Genomic DNA, 23,954 nt, shown 5'->3' with positions numbered 1-23,954 from the left:
TTGCAGCGGCCGTCCGGGGACAGCGCGCGCTGGCGGGAGAAGTCCACGAACGGCATGGGCGTGCCCATGATCGCCGCGCCGCCGGCCAGCGCCGTCGTGCACTCGCCCGAGCGCAGCGCCTGCGCGGCGAGGTGGATGGCCACCAGCGACGACGAACATGCCGTGTCGACCGTCATCGCCGGGCCGCGGACGCCGAGGACGTAGGAGACCCGGCCGCTCGCGACGCTGCCGGTGCCGCCGATCGAGAGCAGGCCGTCGAGGTCCGCGTCGCGCGCGCCCTGCCCGTAGTTCTGGTACGAGAGGCCAGTGAAGACGCCGACGTCCTGCCCGCGCAGCGACGTCGGGTCGACGCCCGCCCGCTCCAGGGCCTCCCACGAGGTTTCCAGCAGCAGCCGCTGTTGCGGGTCCATGGCCAGGGCCTCGCGCGGCGAGATGCCGAAGAAGCCCGGGTCGAACAGGGCCGCGTCGCGGAGGAAGCCGCCGGAGCGGGTGTAGGACTTGCCGACCGCGTCGGGGTCGGCGTCGTAGAGGCCGTCGACGTCCCAGCCGCGGTCGGCCGGGAACGCCGAAATCGCGTCGCCGCCGGTGCGCAGCAGCTCCCAGAGGCCGTCCGGGGTGGTGATCCCGCCGGGCAGCCGGACGCCGATGCCGACGATCGCGATGGGCTCGTCGGTCGCCGTGACGGTGGCTTCGGCCGTCGTCACGGGCGCCGGGCCGGTGGTCAGCTCGGCCTCGAGGTGGGCGGCGAGCGCGACCGGGTCGGCGTGGTCGAACACGACGGTCGGGGACAGCGCGAGCCCGGTCACGGCCTGCAGGCGGTCACGCAGCTCCACGGCCGTGAGCGAGTCGAACCCGGTGTCGCGGAACGAGCGCCGCGCGCCGATGCCTTCACCGGCGCCGAGCACGTCGGCGGCTTCGGTGCGCACCAGACCCACCAGCAGCGCCGACCGGGCGTCGGCGTCGAGGCCGGCCAGCCGGGCGCGCAGGTCGTCGGCGGCCGAACCGGCCACCGGGGTGTCCGCGCCGGCGAGGGCCCGCAGGAGCGGGCTGGGGCGCCGGGCGGTGACCAGCGGGACGAACCGCGCCCAGTCGACGGAGGCGATGACCACCGCCGGGCGGTCGTGGCGCAGCGCGTGCGCCAAGGCGGTCAGGGCGAGGTCGGCGTCCAGCATCGGCAGCACACCGCGGCGTGCCCACTCGTCGGCGGAACCGGCGTGCCGGACGTCCGGGCTCGACCACGGGCCCCAGGCCACGGCGAGGGCCGTCCGGCCGCGAGCGCGTCGCGAGTGCGCGAGGGCGTCGAGGAAGCCGGTGTTCGCCGCGGCGGCCCCCTGGCCCGCCGACCCCCACACCCCGGCCACCGAGGAGAAGAGCACGAAGGCGTCGAGGTCGGGCAGGAGTTCGTCGAGCAGCGCGGCAGCCGCGCCGGCCGCGAAGTCCGCCGGGGCGAGGTCGACGGCGGCGGTGACATCGCCGGTGACGGCCGCGGTGTGGACCACCGCGTCCGGCGGGTACTCCGCGAGCAGCGCGGCGACGGCGTCGCGGTCGTCAGGGGCGCAGGCCGCGAAGGTCACCCGGACGCCGTCCGGCATGGCGGGCGGTGTGGCCGCGTCGCCGCGGAAGTCCAGCAGTACCAGGTGTTCCGCGCCGTCGGCGGCGAGGCGTTGGAGGACCGGTGCGGCGACGCCGTCGGTCGCGGTGGTGACCAGGACGGTGCCGCGCGGGGTCCAGCCCGCGCCGGACGGCGCTTCGGGTGCCGGGACCAGGCGGCGGGCGAACACACCGGCTGGGCGGATCGCGAGCTGGTCTTCGGCGGGGGTGCCGGTGAGCACGGCGATCGCTTCGGCCGGGTCGGTGGCGTCGACGATGCCACCCCACAGCTCGGGGTGTTCGAGTGCGACGGTCTGCGCGAGGCCCCAGAGCGCCGCGGCGTGCGGGTCCGGGGCGGGGTCGGTTTCTCCGGTGGTGACGGCGCCGCGGGTGACGCACCAGAGCCGCGCGGTCGTCCCGGTGGCCACCAGCGCGCGCACCGCGGTCACCAGGTCGGCCACGGTGTCTGGCAGGCACACCACGCCGTCGACCGGACCGGCCGCGGCGATTCGCTCGGCCAGGTCGGCCGCGGCCGGGTCGAGGGTGATCGCGTCGAGGGTCGTGTCCGCGCCGGCTAGGACCAGCCAGCGGCCGCTGAGCGGCGAGACTTCGTGGCTGACGGGTTCCCACTCGACCTGGTAGGACCAGGAGCGCACGGCCGACTCGTCCTGCTGGTCCTGCCGCCACCGTGACAGCGCGGCGAAGGCGGTTTCGAGGGCGGCGGGGTCGCCGTGGGTCGCGCTGTTCCCGGCTTCGACGGACTGCCAGAACGGCGCGTCGGCGTCGACGATCCGCGCCGCCGGGGGGTCGGCCCAGAAGCGACGGTGCTGGAACGCCGTGGTGGGCAGCGGCACCACGCGGCGCGGGGCCGGTACGAGCGCGGCCCAGTCGACGTCGTTGCCGCGCACGAACAGTTCGGCCAGCGCGAGGACGGCCGTCTCGGGTTCGGATCGATCCCGCCGGGTCAGCACAACCGCAGGCACGCCGAGGGCGTCGGCGAGCGACGTGAGAACGCCGTCCGGTCCCAGCTCCAGCAGCACCGACAGCGGTCCCATCGCGGTGACGGCGTCGGCGAAGCGCACCGGACGGCGCACCTGCTCGACCCAGTACTCCGGGGAGCGCCAGTCGTCCGTCACGACGGCACCGGTCACGGTGGACACCGCCGGGACCGTGGATTCTTGGTAGGTCAGGGACTCGGCGACCGTGCGCAGTTCGTCGAGCACCGGGTCCATCAGCGGTGAGTGGAACGCGTGACTGACCGTCAACGCCTTGGTCCGGCAGCCGCGGGCGGCGAACTCCGCCGCGACCACGTGCACCGCCTCGGCGGCACCGGAGACGACCACGGCTTGCGGTCCGTTGACCGCCGCGATCGACACCACGCCGTCGAGGGCCGCGAGCACGTCGGCCTCGGCCGCCTCGATCGCGACCATGGCGCCACCCGGCGGCAGGTCGGCCATCAGACGGCCGCGCGCCGCGACCAGCTTCGCCGCGTCGGCCAGGGAAAGCACCCCGGCGACGTGCGCGGCCGTGATCTCCCCCAGCGAATGCCCGGCGACCACCTTCGGCCGCACACCCCACGACGTCACGAGCCGGAACATCGCGACCTCGACCGCGAACAGGCCCGCCTGCGTGAACAGCGTGCCGTCCAGCTCGGTCCCGAACACGATCTCCCGCAGCGAAACCCCCAGCAGCGGGTCGAGTTCCGCGCACACCGCGTCGAACGATTCCGCGAACACCGGGAACGTCTCGTACAGCTCACGGCCCATGCCCGGCCGCTGCGAGCCCTGGCCGGTGAACAGGACACCCACACCGTCCACGGCGGGATCGACCTCACCGCGCACGACACCACGGCGCAGCCCGGCGGACGCGACGGTGCGCAGGCCGTCGAGGGCCCGGTCGCGGTCCGTGGCCACGACGACCGCGCGGTGCTCCCACACCGCGCGCGACGAGACCAGCGCCCCGGCGACGGCGCCGAGATCGGTGTCGAGGGCGGTCAGCAGCCGGTCCGCCTGCTCGGCCAGCGCCCGCTCGCTGCGGGCCGACACGACCAGCGGCACGATCCCGGCCACCGGCTCGGCGTCCACAATGGACTCGACAGGAGGCGCCTGTTCGAGGATGACGTGGGCGTTCGTGCCCGAGACGCCGAACGCCGAGACACCGGCGCGGCGCGGGCCGTCACCCTCGGGCCAGACCGTCTCCTCGGTCAGCAGCCGCACGGTGCCGGCCGACCAGTCCACCTGGGCCGACGGCCGGTCGACGTGCAGGGTCCGCGGCAGGGTGCCGTGGCGCAGGGCGAGGATCATCTTGATCACGCCCGCGACCCCGGCCGCGGCCTGCGTGTGCCCGATGTTCGACTTCAACGCGCCCAGCAGCAGCGGGCGTGACGCGTCCCGGTCCTGGCCGTAGGTCGCGATCAACGCCTGCGCCTCGATCGGGTCACCCAGCACGGTGCCGGTGCCGTGCGCTTCGACCGCGTCCACTTCGGACGGGCGCAGACCGGCGTTCGCCAGGGCTTGGCGGATCACCGCCTGCTGGGCCGGGCCGTTGGGCGCCGTCAAGCCGTTGGACGCACCGTCCTGGTTGACGGCCGTGCCCTTGACCACGGCCAGGATCTCCCGGCCTTCACGCCGGGCGTCGGACTGCCGCTGCAGCACCAGGACACCGATGCCCTCGGCCCAGCCGGTGCCGTCCGCGGTGTCGGAGAACGCCTTGCACCGCGCGTCGGCCGAGAGCCCGCCCTGCCGCGCGAACTCGACGAACACGCCGGGCGAGGCCATCACCGTCACACCACCGGCGAGCGCCAGCGAACACTCACCGGAGCGCAGCGACTGCGCCGCGAGGTGCAGCGCGACCAGCGACGACGAGCACGCCGTGTCGACCGTCAGCGACGGCCCCTGCGCGCCGAGCACGTAGGACACCCGGCCGGAAAGGACACTCGGTGACGTCCCGGTCAGCGCGAAACCCTCGCCGGGCCCGGTCACCTCGTGCAGCCGCGCGCCGTAGTCCTGCCCGGCCGCGCCGGTGAACACGCCGACGTCGCGGCCGCGCACCGAAGCCGGATCGATCCCGGCCCGTTCGAGGGCTTCCCACGACGTCTCCAGCAGCAGCCGCTGCTGCGGGTCCATCGCCACGGCTTCCCGCGGCGAGATCCCGAAGAACTCCGGATCGAACAGGCCGGCGTCGTCGAGGAACCCGCCGAGCCGCGCGAACGACCCGGCCGGGTCCAGGTCCCAGCCGCGGTCGGCCGGGAAGCCCGAAATGGCGTCGCCACCGCGACTCAGCAGGTCCCACAGGTCTTCGGGGCTGGTCACGCCACCCGGCAGCCGGACGCCCATGCCGACAACCACGATCGGGTCGTCGTCGGCGGCCGTCGCGGCTTTCACCGGCGTGGCCGCCGGGGTCACGCCGGACAGCTCGGCGTCCAGGTACCCGCCCAGCGCGCCGGGGTTCGGGTAGTCGAACACCACGGTCGTCGGCAGCACCAGGCCGGTCGCCGCGGCGAGCCGGTTGCGCAGGTCCACGGCGGTCAGCGAGTCGAAGCCGACGTCGCGGAACGCCCGCGACGCGGCCTGCGGTGCGCTGCTGCCGAGCACCGCCGCCGCCTCGGAGCGCACCAGCTCCACGAGCGACGCCCGGCGCGCGGCGGCGTCCAGTCCGGCGAACCGGCTACCCGTGGCGGACCCGGTGTGGGCGTCACGGCGGACGCGGCCGACGATGCCGCGCAGGATCGACGACACCGCTTCGGTGCGGGCTCGCCGGCGCAGGGCCGCGACGTCGAGCACCACGGGCACGACGAGCGGCCGGGACGCCGAGAGTGCGCTGTCGAGCAGGCGCAGACCCTGGTCCGGGTCCAGGGCACCGATGCCGGTGCGGGTCACCCGGGCCAGGTCGGCGTCGCCGAGGTGATCGGTCATGCCGCCGGCCGGGGCCCAGAGGCCCCACGCGAGCGACACGGCGGCCTGCCCGGCCGCGCGGCGGCGAGCGGCGAGCGCGTCGAGGAAGGCGTTGGCCGCGGCGTAGTTGGCCTGGCCCACGGTGCCCAGGACCCCGGCCGCCGAGGAGAACAGGACGAACGCGGTCAGGCCGACGTCGCGGGTCAGCTCGTCGAGGTGGACGGCGGCGTCGACCTTCGGCCGGAACACGACGTCGAGCCGGTCCGCGTCGAGCGCGGTGACGACGCCGTCGTCGAGCACGCCGGCGGTGTGCACGACCGCCGTCAGCGGCGCGTCCGCGGGCACCCGCGCCAGCAGCGCGCGGACCTGCTCGCGGTCGGCGACGTCGCAGGCGACGATCTCGACGCGGGCGCCGAGGGCCCGCAGTTCGTCGCGCAGTTCGGTGGCGCCGTCGGCCGCCGGGCCGCGGCGCGAAGCCAGCACGACGCTGCGCAGCCCGTGGGTGGCGACCAGGTGCCGGGCGGCGAGCGCGCCCAGCAGGCCCGTGCCGCCGGTGATCAGGGCGGTGCCGGCGGGGTCCAGCACCGGTTCCGGCGCCTCGGCGGCGATCGGGACCAGGCGCGGCACCCAGCGGGCGCCGTCGCGGAACGCCACCTGCCACTCGTCGCGGCCGACGAGGTCACCGAGTGACGCCGGGACGCCTTCGGTGTCGGCCAGCAGCAGCCGGCCGGGGTGCTCCGCCTGGGCCGAGCGCACCAGGCCCCACACCGCCGCCGCGACCGGGTCGACGCCGACCGCGTCCCGGGTGGTGACGACCAGCCGGGACGCGCCGAGAGCCGGGTCGTTCAGGAAGGCTTGCAGGACGGCCAAGACATCGCCGACCGCGGAGCGGACCCGCTGCGGTTCGGGCGTGCCGTCGTCGCCGGGCACCGGCAGCACGAGCCAGTCCGCGGCCGGGCCGTCGAGGTCGGCGACGCCGGTGATCGTCCGGACCGAGCCGTCCGGGATGCTCCCCGCTTCGGGCAGGGCGGTCCAGGTGACGCCGTACAGCTCGTCGCCCGCGCGGGCGACGGCCGGACGCACCGACGTGCCGGTCACCGCGGCCAGCGACAGAACGGGGGCGCCGAGTTCGTCGGTCAGTTCGGCCGAAACACCGCCACCGGCGGCCGGGGTGAGCCGGACGCGCACGGCCGTCGCGCCCGCCGCGTGCAGGGTCAGCCCGGTCCACTCGGTGGGCTGGACCGACGCGCCACCGAGGCCGAGCTGCAGCGCCGTCTCGAGCAGCGCCGGGTGGATGGTGAAGCCGCCGGTATCGCCCGGCAGGCGGACCTCGGCGAACACGTCGTCACCCCGGGTCCACAGCGCTGTCACGCCGTCACCGGCGTCCGCCTGTTCGGCACCGGCGGGCGGCCACGGGCCCGGTTCCGTCGACGGCGGGCGGACGTCGTTGCTCAGCACGCCGCTGGCGTGCAGAGTCCACTGTGGACTCCCGGTGTCCGGGCGTGAGTGGACGCTCACGGGCCGGCGGGCCGAGTCGTCCGGTTCCCCGACGACGACCTGGATCCGGACGGTCGTGTCCGGCGGCAGGAGCAGCGGCTCGTGGACGCTCAGCCGGTCGAGCGCGGGCGCGGCGACTTGGTCGCCGGCCCGGATCGCCAGCTCGGCCAGCGTCGAAGCGGGCACCAGCGGCTCATCGGCGAGCCACGGCTGCGCCCGGTGCGACAGCAGGCCGGTCAGCAGGACTCCGCCGCCGGTGGCGGTTTCGACGACGGCCCCGAGCAGCGGGTGGTCTACGGCGCCCTGGCCGAGGCCGGCCGCGTCGCTCACCGTCTCGGGCAGCAGCCAGTAGTGCTCGCGGCGGAACGCGGTGGTCGGCAGGCCGGACAGCGCCGGCCCGGCCGGGACGATGGTGGCGGCGTCGAGCGCGACGCCGCGGACGAACAGCTCGGCGACCGAGCGGACGAACCGGGCCCGGTCGCCCTGGTCGCGTCTCAGGGTGCCACCGGTGACGGCGTCGACGCCGGCCGCCGCGAGGGTGTCCTGGACGCCGGCGGTGAGCACCGGGTGGGAGCTGGACTCGACGAACACGCCGAAGCCCTGCTCCTCCAGCGCCGTCACGGCCTCGGCGAACCGGACGGGCTGCCGGAGGTTGCGGACCCAGTAGTCCGCCGCGACCGGGCCGGTCACCCACTGACTGTCCACAGTGGAATACCAGGGTGTGGTGGGCCGGGTGGCCGCGACGTCGCCGAGGACGTCGAGGAGTTCTTCGGCGATCCCGTCGACCTGGACGGTGTGCGAGGCGTAGTCCACCGGGATCAGCCGAGCGCGGACGTCCCGGCTCTCGTAGGTCTCCTTCAGGGCTGCGAGCGCGGCCGGTTCACCGGCCAGCACGACCGCCGACGGCGAGTTCACCGCGGCGATCTCGACCCGGCCGCCCCAGTCCTCGATGTCCCGGGCGGCTTCGGCACCGGACGTGCCGACGGCCAGCATCCCGCCGTCGCCCGCGAGCCGGTCGCCGATCAGCGCGCTGCGCAGGGTGACGATCCGGGCCGCGTCGGCCAGTGACAGCGCGCCCGCGACGCACGCCGCGGCGATCTCTCCCTGCGAGTGGCCGACCACGGCGTCGACGCGCAGTCCGGTGGACTGCCACAGCGCGGCCAGCGACACCATCACGGCGAACGTGACCGGCTGCACGACGTCGACGCGGTCGAGCGACGGCGCGTCCGGCGCCTGGCGGACGACGTCGGCGAGCGACCAGTCCACGTACGGCGCCAGCGCGCGGTCGCACTCGGCCATCCGCGCCGCGAACACCGGCTCGGAGTCCCACAGCCGCGCACCCATGCCCGGCCACTGGGCCCCCTGGCCGGGGAAGACGAGCGCGACCTTGCCGGAAGCGTCGGCGATCCCGCGCACAACGTCCGGTCCCGGCACGCCTTCGGCGAGATCGCCGAGCCCGGCCCGCACGTCGCCGAGCACGACGGCCCGGTGTTCCCACAGGACCCGCGACGACATCAGGGCACCCGCCACGGCGGCCTCGGCCGGCGCGTCGGGACCGTCGAGGAGCGTGGCGATCCGCCCGGCCTGGGCGGTGAGCGCGTCGGCCGACCGGGCCGAGATCACGAGCGGGACCTGGCGACGTCCGACGCTGCGAGGAGCCTTCACCGGCGGGCCCTGTTCGAGGATGACGTGCGCGTTGGTCCCGGAGACGCCGAACGACGACACCGCCGCGCGACGCGGCCGGTCGGTCTCCGGCCACGGCCTCTGCTCGGTCAGCAGCCGGACGGCACCCGCCGTCCAGTCCACTTTGGACGACGCCGTGTCGGCGTGCAGCGTCTTCGGCAGGACGCCGTGGCGCATCGCGAGGACCATCTTGACCACCCCGGCCACGCCGGCGGCGGCCTGGGCGTGGCCGATGTTGGATTTGAGGGAACCCAGCCACAGCGGGGTTTCCCGGTCCTGGCCGTACGTCGCCAGCAGGGCTTGCGCCTCGATCGGGTCGCCGAGGGTGGTACCGGTGCCGTGGCCTTCGACGGCGTCGACGTCCGATGCGGCCAGCCCGGCCTGGGACAGGGCCTGGCGGATCACCGCTTCCTGGGCCGGTCCGTTCGGCGCGGTCAGGCCGTTGGACGCGCCGTCCTGGTTGACCGCGATCCCCTTGACCACGGCGAGGATCTCGCGGCCGTCGCGCAGCGCGTCGGACCGTCGCTGCAGCACCAGGACGCCGACGCCTTCGGACCAGCCGGTGCCGTCGGCGGACTCGGCGTAGGCCTTGCAGCGGCCGTCGGCGGCGAGCCCGCGCTGGCGGGAGAACTCGACGAACGTCGACGGCGTCGCCATCACCGTCGCCCCGCCGGCCAGCGCCATCGAGCACTCGCCCGACCGCAGGGCCTGCGCAGCGAGGTGCAGCGCCACCAGCGACGACGAACACGCCGTGTCGATCGTGACCGCCGGGCCGCGCAGGCCCAGCACGTAGGACACCCGGCCGGTGGCGACGCTGCCGGTGGACCCGGTCGCGAACAGCCCTTCCAGGCCTTCGGTGCGCGCCCCGGTGCCGTAGTCGTGGTACATCAGGCCGGTGAAGACGCCGACGTCGCGGCCGCGCACCGAAGCGGGCGCGATCCCGGCGTGTTCCAGCGCCTCCCAGGAGGTTTCCAGCAGCAGCCGCTGCTGCGGGTCCATCGCGAGAGCCTCGCGCGGCGAGATGCCGAAGAACTCGGGGTCGAACAACGCCGCGTCGTGGAGGAAGCCGCCGGAGCGGGTGTAGGACTTGCCCGGCACGTCGGGGTCCGGGTCGTAGAGGTCCTCGTCCCAGCCGCGGTCGGCGGGGAACTGCGAGATCGCGTCGCCGCCGCGGGCCAGCAGGTCCCACAGGTCGGCGGGCCCGGCGACGTCGCCGGGCAGCCGGACGCCCATGCCGACGATGACGACCGGGTCGTCCTCGGCGACGGCTTCGGCCGGTGCCGGTTCGGGCACCGCTTCGAGTTCGGCGTACAGCTCGCTGTGCAGGTGCTCGGCGAGGGCGGTGGCGTTGGGGAAGTTGAAGGCGACGGTCGGCGGCAGCCGCACGCCGGTCGCGGCGGTGAGCCGGTTGCGCAGGTCGACCGCGGCCAGGGAGTCGAACCCGGCGTCGCGGAACGCCTGGACCGGCCCGAGGGCCGCGGCGTCACCGAGCGCGCCGCCGGCTTCGGTGAGGACCAGCTGCAGAAGCGCCTCGACGCGCGCGGACGCGTCCAGCTCGACGAGCCGGGGCACCAGGTCGCCGGTACTCGCTTGGACGGTGCGGCGGACCGGACCGGCGAGGTCCCGCAGCAGTGGCGAGACGACCGCGCCGGGCCGGGCGAGGTCGAGGACGGCGGTGACCACCGACGCCTGTGAAGCGCTCGCGGCGGTGTCGAGCATGCGCAGGCCGCGGGCCGGGTCGATCAGGCCGAGGCCCGAGCCGAGGATCCGGGCGGTGTCGGCCGTGCCGAGGGCGCCGTTCATGCCGTCGAGCGCCCAGAGGCCCCAGGCGAGCGAGACGGCCGGGAACCCGGCAGCGCGACGGCGGTGCGCGAGCGCGTCGAGGAAGGTGTTGGCCGCCGCGTAGTTCGCCTGCCCGGCGCCGCCGAGCACGCCCGACACGGACGAGAACAGCACGAACGCGCGCAGGCCGAGGTCGCGAGTCAGCTCGTCGAGGTGAACTGCGGCGTCGGCCTTGGGCCGGAACACGGCGTCAACGCGGGCGGCGTCGAGATCGGTCGCGACGCCGTCGGCGAGGACGCCCGCGGTGTGCACGACCGCGGTCAGCGGCGCATCGGCGGGGACGCTCGCGAGCAGCGCCCGCACCTGCGCGCGGTCGGCGACGTCGGCCGCCACCACGTCGGCTCGGGCGCCGAGGTCACGGAGTTCGTCGCACAGCTCGCGTGCGCCGGGTGCGCCGAGGCCGCGCCGGGAGGCGAGCAACACGCTGCGCGCGCCGTGGACGGTCACCACGTGCCGGGCGACCGCCGCGCCGAGGGCGCCGGTACCGCCGGTGATCAGCACGGTCCCGGCCGGGTCGAGCCACTCGCCGACGGGTTCGGCGGGCAGCGCGGTCAGTCTGGGGACGCGGAATTCGCCGTCGCGCAGGGCCAGCTGCCATTCGCCGCTCTCGATCGCACCGACCGGCAGGGCGGCATCGGCCGCACCGAGGTCCACGAGCGCTACGCGGCCGGGATTCTCGGTGCTGATCGAGCGCACCAGGCCCCAGACGGCCGCCGCAGCCGGGTCGATCGTCTCGTCCGCGACCGCGTTGCGGGTGGTCACCACCAGGGTGGTCGCCGCCCAAGCGGGCTCGGTCAGGAGCGGGCGCGCGACCGCCAAGACCCCGGCGATCGCGGCGCGGGCCCGGTCCGGGTCCGTGGCACCGGCCGGGACCACCGGCAGCACGAGCCACCGCGGCGGGTTCGCCGCCAGGCGCGTCAGGTCCTCAGAGCCCGAGATTGCTTGTACCGCAACGGTTTCCGAAGGGGCTCCGGCGGGCAGCGGGAGCCACTCCACGCCGTGGACGACCTCGGCCGCGCCGGACAGGGTGGCGCGGGCGACGGGACGGCTGATCAGCCCGCCCACCGACGCGACCGGCGCTCCCGACGGGTCGGTGAGGTCGAGCGAGACCGCGCCGTCGTCGGCCGGGGCGAGCCGGACGCGCAGCTCGCGGGCGCCGCCGGCGTGCACGGCGACCCGGCTCCAGGCGAACGGCAGGGCGATGCCGTCGTCGTCGGCCGGGGTTTCGAGGCCGGTCAGGTGCAGGGCGGCGTCGAGCAGCGCCGGGTGGAGCACAAAACCCGCGATGTCGGCCGGTTCCGGGAGTACGACTTCGCCGAACAGCTCCGCGCCGTCGCGCCAGGCGGCCGTCAGACCGCGGAACACCGGGCCGTAGCCGTAGCCGCGCTCGGCGAGGACGTCGTAGAGGTCGTCGAGGGCCACCGGTTCGGCGCCGGCGGGTGGCCAGGCCTCGCCGGAAACCGCCGGGACGGCCACCGCAGGAGCCAGGTAGCCGGAAGCGTGCCGGGTCCACGAGCCGCCCTGGTCGGGCCGGGCGTGGACGGCGACCTCGCGGCGTCCGTCCGCCGCGGCCGCGCCGACGACGACCTGGATCCGCACCGCGGCGGTCTCGGGCACCGGCAGCGGGGCTTCGACGACGAGTTCGTCCAGCACCGGGCAGCCGACGTGGTCGCCCGCCCGGACGGCCCACTCGACCAAGGCCGCGCCGGGGACGACGGCCACGCCGTCGATGCGGTGCTCGGCCAGCCACGGCTGGGCCGCGTGCGACGCCCGTCCGGTCAGCGTGACGCCGCCCGAGGCCGGGTCTTCGACGACGACGCCGAGCACCGGGTGCCGGGCCGCGTCCAGGCCGAAACCGGCGGCGTCGCCGGCGGGTGCCGCGTCGAGCCAGTACCGGCGGCGCTGGAACGCCGTGGTGGGCAACGGAAGCGGCCGCCGGGCGGGCGCGAGCGAAGTCCAGTCGACGTCGTTGCCGCGCACGAACACCTCGGCGAGCGCGGTCAGCGCGGTCTCGGCCTCCGGCCGGTCCCGGCGGGCCAGCGACACGGCGGGCGCGACGTCGTCGAGGGCGTTGGCCAGCGCGCTGAGCACGCCGTCGGGGCCCAGTTCCAGCAGCACCGAGACGTCCGGCATGGCGCGAACGGCGTCGGCGAACCGCACCGGGCGGCGCACCTGCTCGGACCAGTAGTCCGCGGTCAGCGGCTCGCCGGCCATGCCGGTCACCGACGACACCACGGTGAGCGCCGCCGGCCGGTGGGTCAGGGTCCGCGCGACCGCGCGCAGGTCGTCGAGCACCGGGTCCATCAGCGGCGAGTGGAACGCGTGGCTGACGTCGAGGGTCTTGGTCCGCACGCCGCGCTCGGCGAACCCGCCGGCCACCGCGTGCACGGCGGTGGCGTCACCGGAGACGACGACCGCCTCGGGGCCGTTGACGGCCGCGATCGAGACGCCCTCGACCAGCTCGGCGACGACGTCGGCTTCGGGCGCGGCGATGGCGACCATCGCGCCGCCGGTGGGCAGCGCGCCCATCAGGCGGCCGCGGGCGGCGACCAGTTTCGCCGCGTCGGGCAGCGAAAGCACCCCGGCGACGTGCGCCGCGGCCAGCTCGCCCAGCGAGTGGCCCGCGACCGCGACCGGCCGCACGCCCCACGACTCGACCAGCCGGAACATCGCCACTTCGACGGCGAACAAGCCGGCCTGCGCGAACGTGGCATCGTCGAGCGGCCCGTCGAAGACGGCCTCCCGCAGCGGTACCGGGCCGGCCAGGTGGGTGTCCAGTTCGGCGCAGACGTCGTCGAACGCCGTCGCGTAGGCCGGGAACCGCTCGTAGAGGCCCCGGCCCATGCCTGGCCGGTGCGCGCCCTGGCCGGTGAACAGCACCCCGACCCCGCGCCCGGCCGGGTCGGCGACCCCGCGGACGGCCAGGTCACGCAGCCCGGTCACGACGTCATCGCGGCCCCCGGCCACCACGACCGCGCGGTGTTCCCACGCCGACTTGGCCGCGAGGGCACCGGCGGCCGCGGCGAGATCGGTGGCACCGGCCAGGAAGTCCGCGAGCCGGCCGGCCTGCGCCTCGAGCCCGGCCGCCGACCGGGCGGACACCACGACCGGCAGCAGATCCGGCACCGTCGTGTCCACTTCGGACTCAAGAGGCAGGCCCTGTTCGAGCACGACGTGCGCGTTGGTCCCGCTGATCCCGAACGACGAGACGCCCGCGCGCCGCGGCCGTCCGGTGTCCGGCCACGCCGTCTCCTCGGCCAGCAGGCGCACCGCACCGGCCGACCAGTCCACTTTGGACGTCGGGGCGTCGGCGTGCAGCGTCTTCGGCAGCACGCCGTGGCGCATCGAGAGCACCATCTTGATCACGCCCGCGACCCCGGCGGCGGCCTGGGCGTGCCCGATGTTGGACTTGAGGGAACCCAGCCACAGCGGCGTTTCCCGGTCCTGGCCGTACGTCGCCAGCACCGCCTGCGCCTCGATGGGGTCGCCGAGGGTGGTGCCGGTGCCGTGCGCCTCGACGGCGTCGACGTCCGAAGTGGCCAGTCCGGCCGCGGTGAGCGCGTCGCGGATGACCGCTTGCTGGGCCGGGCCGTTGGGTGCGGTGAGACCGTTGGACGCGCCGTCGGAGTTGACCGCCGTCCCGCGGACCATCGCGAGCACCTCACGGCCTTCGCGCCGGGCGTCGGACAGCCGCTGCAGCACCAGTACTCCGACGCCTTCGGCCCAGCCGGTGCCGTCCGCGTCGTCGGCGAAGGACTTGCACCGGCCGTCGGGCGCCAGCCCGCGCTGGCGCGAGAACTCGACGAACGGCATCGGCGACGTCAGCACCGTGACGCCGCCGGCCAGCGCCAGGCCGCATTCGCCGGATCGCAGCGACTGCGCGGCGAGGTGGATCGCCACCAGCGACGACGAGCACGCCGTGTCGACGGTGACCGCCGGGCCGCGCGCGCCGAGGACGTAGGACACCCGCCCGGACAGCACACTCGACGACGTCCCGGTCAGGACGTAACCTTCGCCGCCCGAGGCGGCCGCGCCGGTGCCGTACCCCTGGGCGAGCGCGCCGACGAAGACGCCGGTCCGGCTGCCGCGCAGCGACACCGGGTCGATGCCCGCGCGTTCCAGGGCCTCCCAGGAGGTTTCCAGCAGCAGCCGCTGCTGCGGGTCCATCGCCAAGGCCTCGCGGGCCGAGATGCCGAAGAACCCGGCGTCGAACATCGCGGCGTCGGGCAGGAACCCGCCGTGGCGGGCGTAAGACTTGCCGGGCGCGTCGGGGTCAGGGTCGTAGAGCCCTTCGGGCCAGCCGCGGTCGGCCGGGAACGGCGTCATCGCGTCGCCGCCGCGGCGCAGCAGGTCCCACAGGTCGTCCGGGCCGGCCACGCCGCCGGGCAGCCGGACGCCGATCCCGACGATCACGACCGGGTCGTCGGCGGGCGCCACGGCGATGGCCGGCGCGGCGGTTGCTTCGACCGTGCCGAACAGCTTCTCCAGCAGGTGATCCGCCAGCTCGACCGGGCTGGGGTGGTCGAAGACGGCGGTGGTGGCGAGGGTGACGCCGGCGCGGGCGGCCAGCCGGTTGCGCAGTTCGACGGCCGTCAGCGAGTCGAAACCGACGTCCCGGAACGCCCGCGTCGGGGCGATCGCGCCGCCCCCGCCGAGGATCACGCCGGCCTCGGTGCGGACGAGGTCGATCACCGCGGTCCGCCGGGCGGGGCCGGCCAGGTTCGCGAGCCGGGCGGTGAGGGTCCCGGCGCCGCTGTCGTCCGGGGTGCGCGCGGCGCGGCGGACGCGGCCCACCAGGTCACGCAGCAGCGCCGGCAGCGTGCCGGTGCGGGCCTGCTCGCGCAGGACGCCGAGGTCGGGGGTCACCGCGACCAGCGCGGGACGGGCCGAGCCGAGGGCGACGTCGAGGGCGGCCAAGCCGTCGGCGGTGCCGAGTGCGCCGATGCCGGTGCGGGCCAGCCGGGTGCGGTCGGCGTCGGCGAGGTGGCCGGTCATCCCGCTGGCGTCGGCCCACAGGCCCCAGGCGACCGACACGGCCGCGTGGCCGGCGGCCCGGCGGCGGGCGGCGAGGCCGTCGAGGAACCCGTTGGCGGCGGCGTAGTTGGCCTGCCCGGCCGTGCCGAGCACGCCGGCGACGGACGAGAACAGCACGAAGGCGCTCAGGTCCAGGTCGCGGGTCAGCTCGTCGAGGTGCGCGGCGGCGTCGGCCTTGGGCCGGAACACCGCGTCGACCCGGTCCGCGTCGAGCGTGGCGATGACGCCGTCGTCGAGGACGCCGGCGGCGTGCACGACGGCGGTGAGCGGCGCGTCGGCCGGGACGGCGGCCAGCAGCGCCCGGACGTCGTCGCGCTCGGCGGTGTCACACGCGACGATTTCGACACGGGCGCCGAGGTCGCGCAGGTCCGCGCACAGCTGCGCGGCGCCGTCGGCGGCCGGGCCGCGGCGGGAGGCGAGCAGCACGCTGCGGACGCCGTGCTCCTGCACGAAGTGACGGGCCACCAGCCCGCCGAGGGTGCCGGTACCGCCGGTGACGAGCACGGTGCCGCCCGCGTCGAGCGGCCGCGGAATCGTCAGGACGTTCTTGCCGGTGTGGCGGCCCTGGGCCATGTGCCGGAAGACCTCGGGTGCGCGCCGGATGTCCCACGCGGTCAGCGGGATCAGCCGCAGCGCCCCGGCGCCGAACCGCTCCAGCAGGTCGCCGAGCAGTTCCGCGACCCGCGGCGAATCGAGCTGGATCAGGTCGTAGGCCTGGTAGGCGACCCCGGGGTGCTCGCGGGCGACCTGCCCGGCGTCGCGGATGTCGTTCTTGCCCATCTCCAGGAACCGGCCGCCGCGCGGCAGCAGCCGCAGCGAGGCGTCGACGAACTCGCCGGCCAGCGAGTCCAGCACGACGTCCACGCCGGTGCCGCCGGTGATCGTGAGGAAGCGCTCTTCGAACTCGAGGGTGCGGGAGCTGGCGATGTGGTCGTCGTCGAGGCCCATGTCCCGCAGCAGGGCGTGCTTACCGGGGCTTGCGGTGGCGAACACCTCGGCGCCCAGCAGGCGGGCCACCTGCACGGCGGCCATCCCGACACCGCCCGCGGCCGCGTGCACCAGGACCTTCTCCCCCGCCCGCAGCCCGGCCAGGTCCTGCAGGCCGTAGAGAGCGGTGAGGAACACGACCGGCATCGACGCGGCCTGCTCGAACGTCCACCCGGCGGGCACACGCGCCAACCGACGGGCGTCGGCGACGGCGATCGGGCCGAAGCCGCGGGTGAACAGCCCGAGCACCCGGTCGCCGACGGCGAGATCGGTGACCCCGGGCCCGGTTTCGAGGACGACGCCGGCGCCTTCGCCACCCATCTCCGCCGCACCCCGGCGCATGCCGAGCCCGGCGAGGACATCCCGGAAGTTCAGACCGGCCGCACGCATCCCGACCCGCACCTGCCCGGCGGACAGGGGGTCCGCCAGTTCCGGGCAGGGCAGCAGGGCCAAGCCGTCGAAGGTGCCGGTACCGGTGGTGTCGAGCACCCACGGCACATCACCGGCGGGCGGCGTCAGGTCGGCGGGGCCGGGCCGGGCGAGGCGGGGGACGCGGATTTCGCCGTCACGCAAGGCGAACTGCGGCTCACCGGCTGCGGTGACGACCGGCAGGACGGCCGTGAGCACGTCCGTGGCAGCGGTTTCGAGGTCGGCGAGCACTATCCGGCCCGGGTTCTCCCGCTGCGCGCTCCGGACCAGGCCCCAGACAGCAGCGGCCGCCGGGTCGGGTGCGGCGTCGGCGAGCCCGGTGGCGACGCCGCGCCGGGTGACGACGACCAGGCGCGTGTCCGACGTCTCGGACTCGGCGAGAAAGCGTTGCAGCACCGTGAGAACGGCGTTGACCGCCACACGCGCATCGGCCGGGTCCGGCTCGACCGGGAAGACGAGCCAAGGGGCGGCGACGTCGCTGGCGCCGGTGATGATCTGTACGGCGTCGGCGGGCAGCGGTTCGGCGGTGCCCGCCGGGAGGGCGGGCCAGTCGACCGTGAAGACCGGGTCGGCGCCGGCGGGGGCCGCGCCGATCTGCGTCAGCGGGATCGGCCGGGTGATCAGCGCGCCCACCGAGAGCAGCGGATCGCCCGCCATGTCCGTCAGCGTCACGGCGTGGCCGCCCTCGGCTGGCGTGACGTGGACCCGGGCCGAACCCGCGGCGGTGGCGTGGGCGACAACGTCGTGCCATGCGAACGGCAGGGCGATCTCGCCCTCGGGTGCCGGGCCCGCGGCCAGCAGGGTCGTGTGCAGCGCGGCGTCGAGCAGCGCCGGGTGGATCGCGAACCCGGCCGGGTCGGCCGGCTCCGGCAGCGTCACCTCGGCGAAGTACTCGTCCCCACGCCGCCACGCGGCGGTCAGGCCGCGGAACACCGGGCCGTAGTCGTAACCACGGGTGGCGAGGTCGTCGTAGAAACGTTCCACAGCGAGGAGTTCGGCTCCGGCGGGTGGCCACTCGGCCGGTGCGGGAACCGTCGCCGGTTCGGGGGTCAGGACGCCGGTGGCGTGGCGGGTCCATTCGCGGCCCGGCTCGTCCGGGCGGGAGTGGACGGCCACCTCGCGGCGGCCCGCGTCGTCGGCGGCGCCGACCACTACCTGGACGCGCACCACCGCCGTCGGCGGCAGCGGCAGGGGCGCCTCGACGATCAGCTCGGCCAGTACCGGGCACCGGGTCCACTCGCCGGCCTGGATGGCCAGCTCGGCCAGCGCCGCGCCGGGCACCAGCACGGTCCCCGCCACCGCGTGGTCGGCGAGCCACGGCTGGGCGGCCAGCGACAGCCGGCCGGTCAGCACGACGCCGCCGGTGTCCGGCGTGTCGATCGCCGCGCCCAGCAGCGGGTGCGCGACGACGGTCTGGCCGAGGCTCTCCGGGTCGGTGCCGGTCGAGGCGGGCGCCCAGTAACGCGTGCGCTGGAACGCCGTCGTCGGCAGCGCGGCCCGGCCGGTGCCGGGCAGGAACGGGCGCCAGTCGACGGCCACGCCGCGGACGTGCAGTTCGGCGGCCGAGCGCAGGAACCGCTCGCGATCGCCCTGGTCACGGCGCAGCGTGCCGCCGACCAGCGCGCCGGTCACCCCGGCCCGCTCCAGGCCCTCCTGAATGCTCGACGTCAGCACCGGGTGCGACGAGACTTCGAGGAACACCCGGAAACCGTTGCCCGCCAGCGCGTCGACGGCGTCGGCGAACCCGACCCGGCCACGCAGGTTGCGGAACCAGTAGCCGGGTTCGACCGGGCCGTCGGTCCACGAACCGTCCACTGTGGAGTACCAGGCGATCTCCGGCGCGGTCGCGCCGACGTCGGCCAGCAGCGTGGCGAGTTCCGCCTCCACGGCGTCGACCTGGGACGTGTGCGACGCGTAGTCGACGTCGATCCGGCGCACGCGCACCCCGTGCTCGCGGTACGCGGCCTCGGCCCGGTCCAGCGCGGCCGGTTCACCGGCCAGCACCACCGCGGACGGCGAGTTGACGACGGCGATCTCGACGCCGTCCGGCAGGTCACGGGCCGCGTCCTCGGCGCTCACCGCGACCGACAGCATGCCGCCGCGCCCGGCCAGGCGGGCGGCGATGACCTGGCTGCGCAACGCGACCGTGCGCGCGGCGTCGGCCAGCGACAGCGCGCCCGCGACGCAGGCCGCCGCGATCTCGCCCTGGGAGTGCCCCAGCACGGCGTCCGGCCGGATCCCGCAGGCCCGCCACAGCGCGGCCAGCGACACCATCACCGCGAACGACACCGGCTGCACCACGTCCACCCGGGCCAGCGACGGCGCGCCCGGCGCCTCGCGGACGACGTCGGCCAGCGACCAGTCCACGAACGGTGCCAGCGCAGCCTCGCACTCGGCCATCCGCGCGGCGAACACCGGCTCGGTGTCCCACAACCGCGCGCCCATCCCGGCCCACTGCGCGCCCTGGCCCGGGAACACCCACGCGACCTTGCCCGGCCCGGCCGGATCGGCGGCGCCGGTGACGGCGAACGACGTCGGCTCGCCGGCCGAGACGCCGCGCAGGCCGTCGATCGCGTCCGCGTGCCCGTCGGCGACGACGACGGCCCGGTGCTCCCACCGCGCCCGGGTGCCGAGCAGGGCGTCCGCGACGGCGCCGAGTGCGGGCGCGTCTTCGAGGAGCGTGGCCAACCGACCCGCCTGGGCGGCCAGGCCGGCTTCCGAGCGCGCCGAGACGACCAGCGGAAGTACTCCCGACGGTTCGGTGTCCTCGGCGGGCGACTCGGTGGCCGGTGCCTGTTCGAGGATGACGTGGGCGTTCGTGCCGCTGATGCCGAACGACGAGACGCCCGCACGGCTCGGCCGTCCGGCGTCGGGCCAGCCGGCCGGTTCGCTCAGCAGCCGGACGGCGCCGGCCGACCAGTCCACTTTGGACGACGCCGTCCCGGCGTGGAGGGTCTTCGGCAGCAGCCGGTGCCGCAGGGCGAGGACCATCTTGATCACACCGCCGATGCCGGCGGCGGCCTGGGTGTGCCCGATGTTGGACTTGAGGGAACCCAGCCACAGCGGGGTTTCCCGGTCCCGGCCGTAGGTGGCCAGCAGTGCGTTGGCCTCGATCGGGTCGCCGAGCGTGGTGCCGGTGCCGTGCGCCTCGACGGCGTCGACCTCGGCCGCGGGCACCCCGGCGTCGGCCAGGGCCTGCCCGATCACCTGCTGCTGGGAGGCGCCGCTGGGTGCGGTGAGGCCGTTGGACGCGCCGTCCTGGTTGACCGCCGAACCGCGGACCACAGCCAGGACTTCACGGCCGTCGCGCCGCGCGTCGGACAGCCGCTGCAGCACCAGCACCCCGGCGCCCTCGGCCCAGCCGGTGCCGGCGGCGTCGTCGGCGAACGAGCGGCACCGCCCGTCCGCGGACAGGCCGCCCTGCTTTTCGAACTCGACGAAGACGCCGGGTGACGCCATTACCGTGGCGCCGCCGGCCAGGGCGAGCGAGCACTCCCCCGCCCGCAGCGCGCGGACGGCGAGGTGCAGCGCCACCAGCGAAGACGAGCAGGCGGTGTCGACGCTGATCGCCGGCCCGCGCGTGCCCAGGACGTAGGAGACGCGCCCGGACAGCACGCTCAGCGACGTCCCGGTCAGGCCGTACCCGCCGGTGTCGCCGGAGCTTTCGTGCAGCCGGGTGCCGTAGTCCTGCGCCATGCCGCCGAGGAAGACGCCGGTCGGGCTGTCCCGCAGCGTCGTCGGGTCGATGCCGGCGCGCTCCAGGGCCTCCCACGACGTCTCGAGCAGCAGCCGCTGCTGCGGGTCCATGGCGAGGGCCTCGCGCGGCGAGATGCGGAAGAACGCGGCGTCGAAGTCGCCGGCGTCGTGCAGGAAGCCGCCGCCGCGGCCGGTGGCCAGGACTTCGGCGCTCCAGCCGCGGTCGGCCGGCATGGCCGACACCGCGTCGGCGCCGTCGCGCAGCAGGGTCCAGAAGGACTCGGGCGAGTCGATGCCGCCCGGGTAACGGCAGCCGATGCCCACGATGACGATCGGATCCTCGTCGTCGCGGGGCTGGGTCTCGGGTTCGACGGCGGCCGCTTCGACGTCGGGCTGAAGGAACGCGCCGAGCCGCGCCGGTGTGGGGTGGTCGAACAGGACGCTGCTGGTCAGGGCGCGGCCGCTCGCGGCGCTGAGCCGGCCGGCGAACTCGACGAGCGTGGCGGAGTCGAACCCCAGCTCCTTGAAGGTGGCCGCCGGTTCCAGACTGTCCACATCGGACATCCCGAGCACGGCCGCGCACTCCCGCCGCACCAGCGCGCGGAGGTCCCGCTGCGGCTCGGCGGGCTCGTCGAACTCCTCGGGTTCGACGGCCGTCGCGGCGACGCGCGGGGTGTCGTCGATCCAGTAGCGCTCGCGCTGGAACGCGTACGTCGGCAGCGCGATCCGGGTGGCGCCCGGGTACACGGCCGCCCAGTCGAGGTGCCCGCCCGCGGCGTACAGCTCCGCCATCGACGTCGCGAAGCGCGTCAGGCCGCCCTGGTCGCGGCGCAGCGTGCCGACCGAGACCAGCGGGACGCCGGCCGCCTGCGCGATGTCGCGGACGTTCCCGAGCAGCGCCGGGTGCGGGCTGACCTCGACGAACTCCGTGAAGCCGTCCTGGCACAACGCCGTGACGGCGCCGAAGAAGTCGACGGTCGCCCGCGAGTTGCGGTACCAGTAGGTCGTGTCCAGCCCGGCGGTGTCCAGGGGGCCGCCGGTCACGGTGGAGTAGAAGCGCAGAGGCGAACTGCGCGGGTGCAGCTCGCCGAGCGCGGCGACCAGCGGCGCCTCGATGCGTTCGACCAGCGGCGAATGCGAGGCGTAGTCGACCTTCAGCCGCCGCAGCCGGATGTCTTGGCCGTCCCAGGCCGCCATCAGCTCGTCGAGCGCCTCGGTTTCGCCGGACACGATGACCGACGCGGGCCCGTTGACCGCGCCGATCGACAGCCGGCCCATCCAGCGCTCGATCCGTTCGCGCACGACGTCGACGGGCAGCGCCACCGACACCATGCCGCCGACGCCGCGCATCACCTCCGACGCGACCCGGCCGCGGGCCGCCACGATGCGGGCGGCCTCGTCCAGGGACATCGCGCCGGCCACGCAGGCCGCCGCCAGCTCGCCCTGCGAGTGCCCGACGACCGCGTCCGGCTCGACGCCGTGCGCACGCCACAACGCCGCGAGGGAGACCATGACGGCCCACATCACCGGCTGGTTGACGGCCGAGTCGGCCATCGACGGCGCGCCCGGCTCGTCCCGCAGCACGGCGAGCGCGGAGAACCCGGTCAGCGGCGCCAGCACGCGGTCGCAGTCGGCCAGCGACTCGGCGAACGCGGGCGCGGTGTCGAGCAGCTCCACGGCCATCCCGGCCCACTGGGTGCCCTGGCCGGGGAAGACGAACACGGTCCGCCCGCGGGCCGCCCGGCCCGGTTCGGCGACGGCGCGCACGCAGTCCGTCGTCGGCCGGTCTTCGGCGACCGCGCGCAGGGCGTCGGTCAACTCGGCCGTCCCGGTGCCGACGACCGCGGCCCGGACGCCCAGCGAAGCCCGCGTCGTGGCCAGCGAGAACCCGACGTCGGCGACGGACGCGTCCGGGTGGGCGTCGAGGTGCTCGGCCAGCCGGGCCGCCTGATCGCGCAGCGCGGGCTCGGAGTGCCCGGACAACGGCCACAGCACCGGCCCGGCCGCATCGGCGGCAGGCTCGGTGTCGGGTACTTCGCCGGCGCCGAGGACGACGTGGGCGTTGGTGCCGCCGACGCCGAACGACGAGACGCCGGCCAGGACGGCGTCGCGGTCCGAAGGCCACGGCATCGTCTCCCGGACGACCCGCAGGTTCGCCTCGGCGAAGGGGATTTCCGGGTTGGGGCGCGCGAAGTTGAGGCTGGCGGGCAGGACGTGCCGGTCGACCGCGAGCGCGGTCTTGAGCAGCCCGACCATGCCGGCGGCGCCTTCAAGATGGCCGACGTTGGTCTTCGCCGAGCCGATCCACAGCGGCTCGGTCCGCCCGGCGCCGTGGACCGTGCCGAGCGCGCCGGCTTCGATCGGGTCGCCGACGCGGGTGCCGGTGCCGTGCAGCTCCACGTACTGGACGGCCGCGGGCGCCACTCCGGCGCGGCGGCAGGCCGCGGCCAGCACGCGTTCCTGGGTTTCGCGGCCGGGGGTGGTGAGCCCGTCGGTCGGGCCGTCGTTGTTGACGGCGCTGCCGCGGACGACGCAGTAGACGTGGTCGCCGTCGCGCCGCGCGGCGGCCAGGGGCTTGAGCACGACGACTCCGCCGCCCTCACCACGGACGATGCCGTTGGCGCGGTCGTCGAAGACGAAGCAGCGCCCGTCCGGCGACAGCGCGCCGAGCGCGGCGACGGCCTGCGTGCTTTCGGCGGCCAGGTTCAGCTGCACGCCACCGACCAGCGCGGATTCGCAGTCACCGGCCCGGATGGCGGTGCACGCGAGGTGGACGGCGACGAGTGCCGACGACTGCCCGGTGTCGACGGCCATGCTCGGGCCGGTGAACCCGAACCGGTGCGAGACGCGGTTGGCGATGATGGCGCGGTTCGCACCGGTCATCGCGTAGTGCCCGACGGGCCCGCCGGCGCGGTGGTGCAGGATCGAGTAGTCGTCCGAGGTGACGCCGATGTAGACGCCGATCTCGTGCCCGCGCAGTGCATCGGGCGCGAACCGGGCGTCTTCGAGGGCTTCCCAGCCGAGTTCGAGGATCAGCCGCTGCTGCGGGTCCATCTCGCGCGCTTCCCGCGGCGAGACGGCGAACAGCCGCGCGTCGAACCGGTCGACGTCGGGCAGGTAGCCGCCCCGGCGTGGCAGCCCGGGCCCGTCGGGGTAGTGCCGGCCGGCGGGCACGTCGCCGACGGCGTCGACACCGTCGCGCAGCAGGTCCCAGAACCGCGCGGGACTTCCGGCGCCGGGGAGCCGGCAGGCGAGGCCCACCACCGCGATCGGCTGGGGATCCCCGGAGAGGGTTTCGGACAC

The 23,954-nt window shown here is 75.5% G+C and carries 1 protein-coding gene (only partly in view); it reads right to left on the bottom strand.

Features of this window, described 5'->3' with window-relative positions:
* Positions 1-23,954: the 5' portion of a type I polyketide synthase gene (locus tag OHS58_RS12780; protein WP_328648347.1), read on the bottom strand. It extends 19,693 nt beyond the left edge of the window; 23,954 of the gene's 43,647 nt are visible here — the first part of the coding sequence; the start codon lies at positions 23,952-23,954; the stop codon falls past the left edge of the window.

Source organism: Amycolatopsis sp. NBC_00348, assembly GCF_036114655.1.
GTDB lineage: Bacteria > Actinomycetota > Actinomycetes > Mycobacteriales > Pseudonocardiaceae > Amycolatopsis.
The sequence above is the reverse complement of the archived record's forward strand: the minus strand, read 5'-3'. Positions and strand labels throughout refer to the sequence as shown.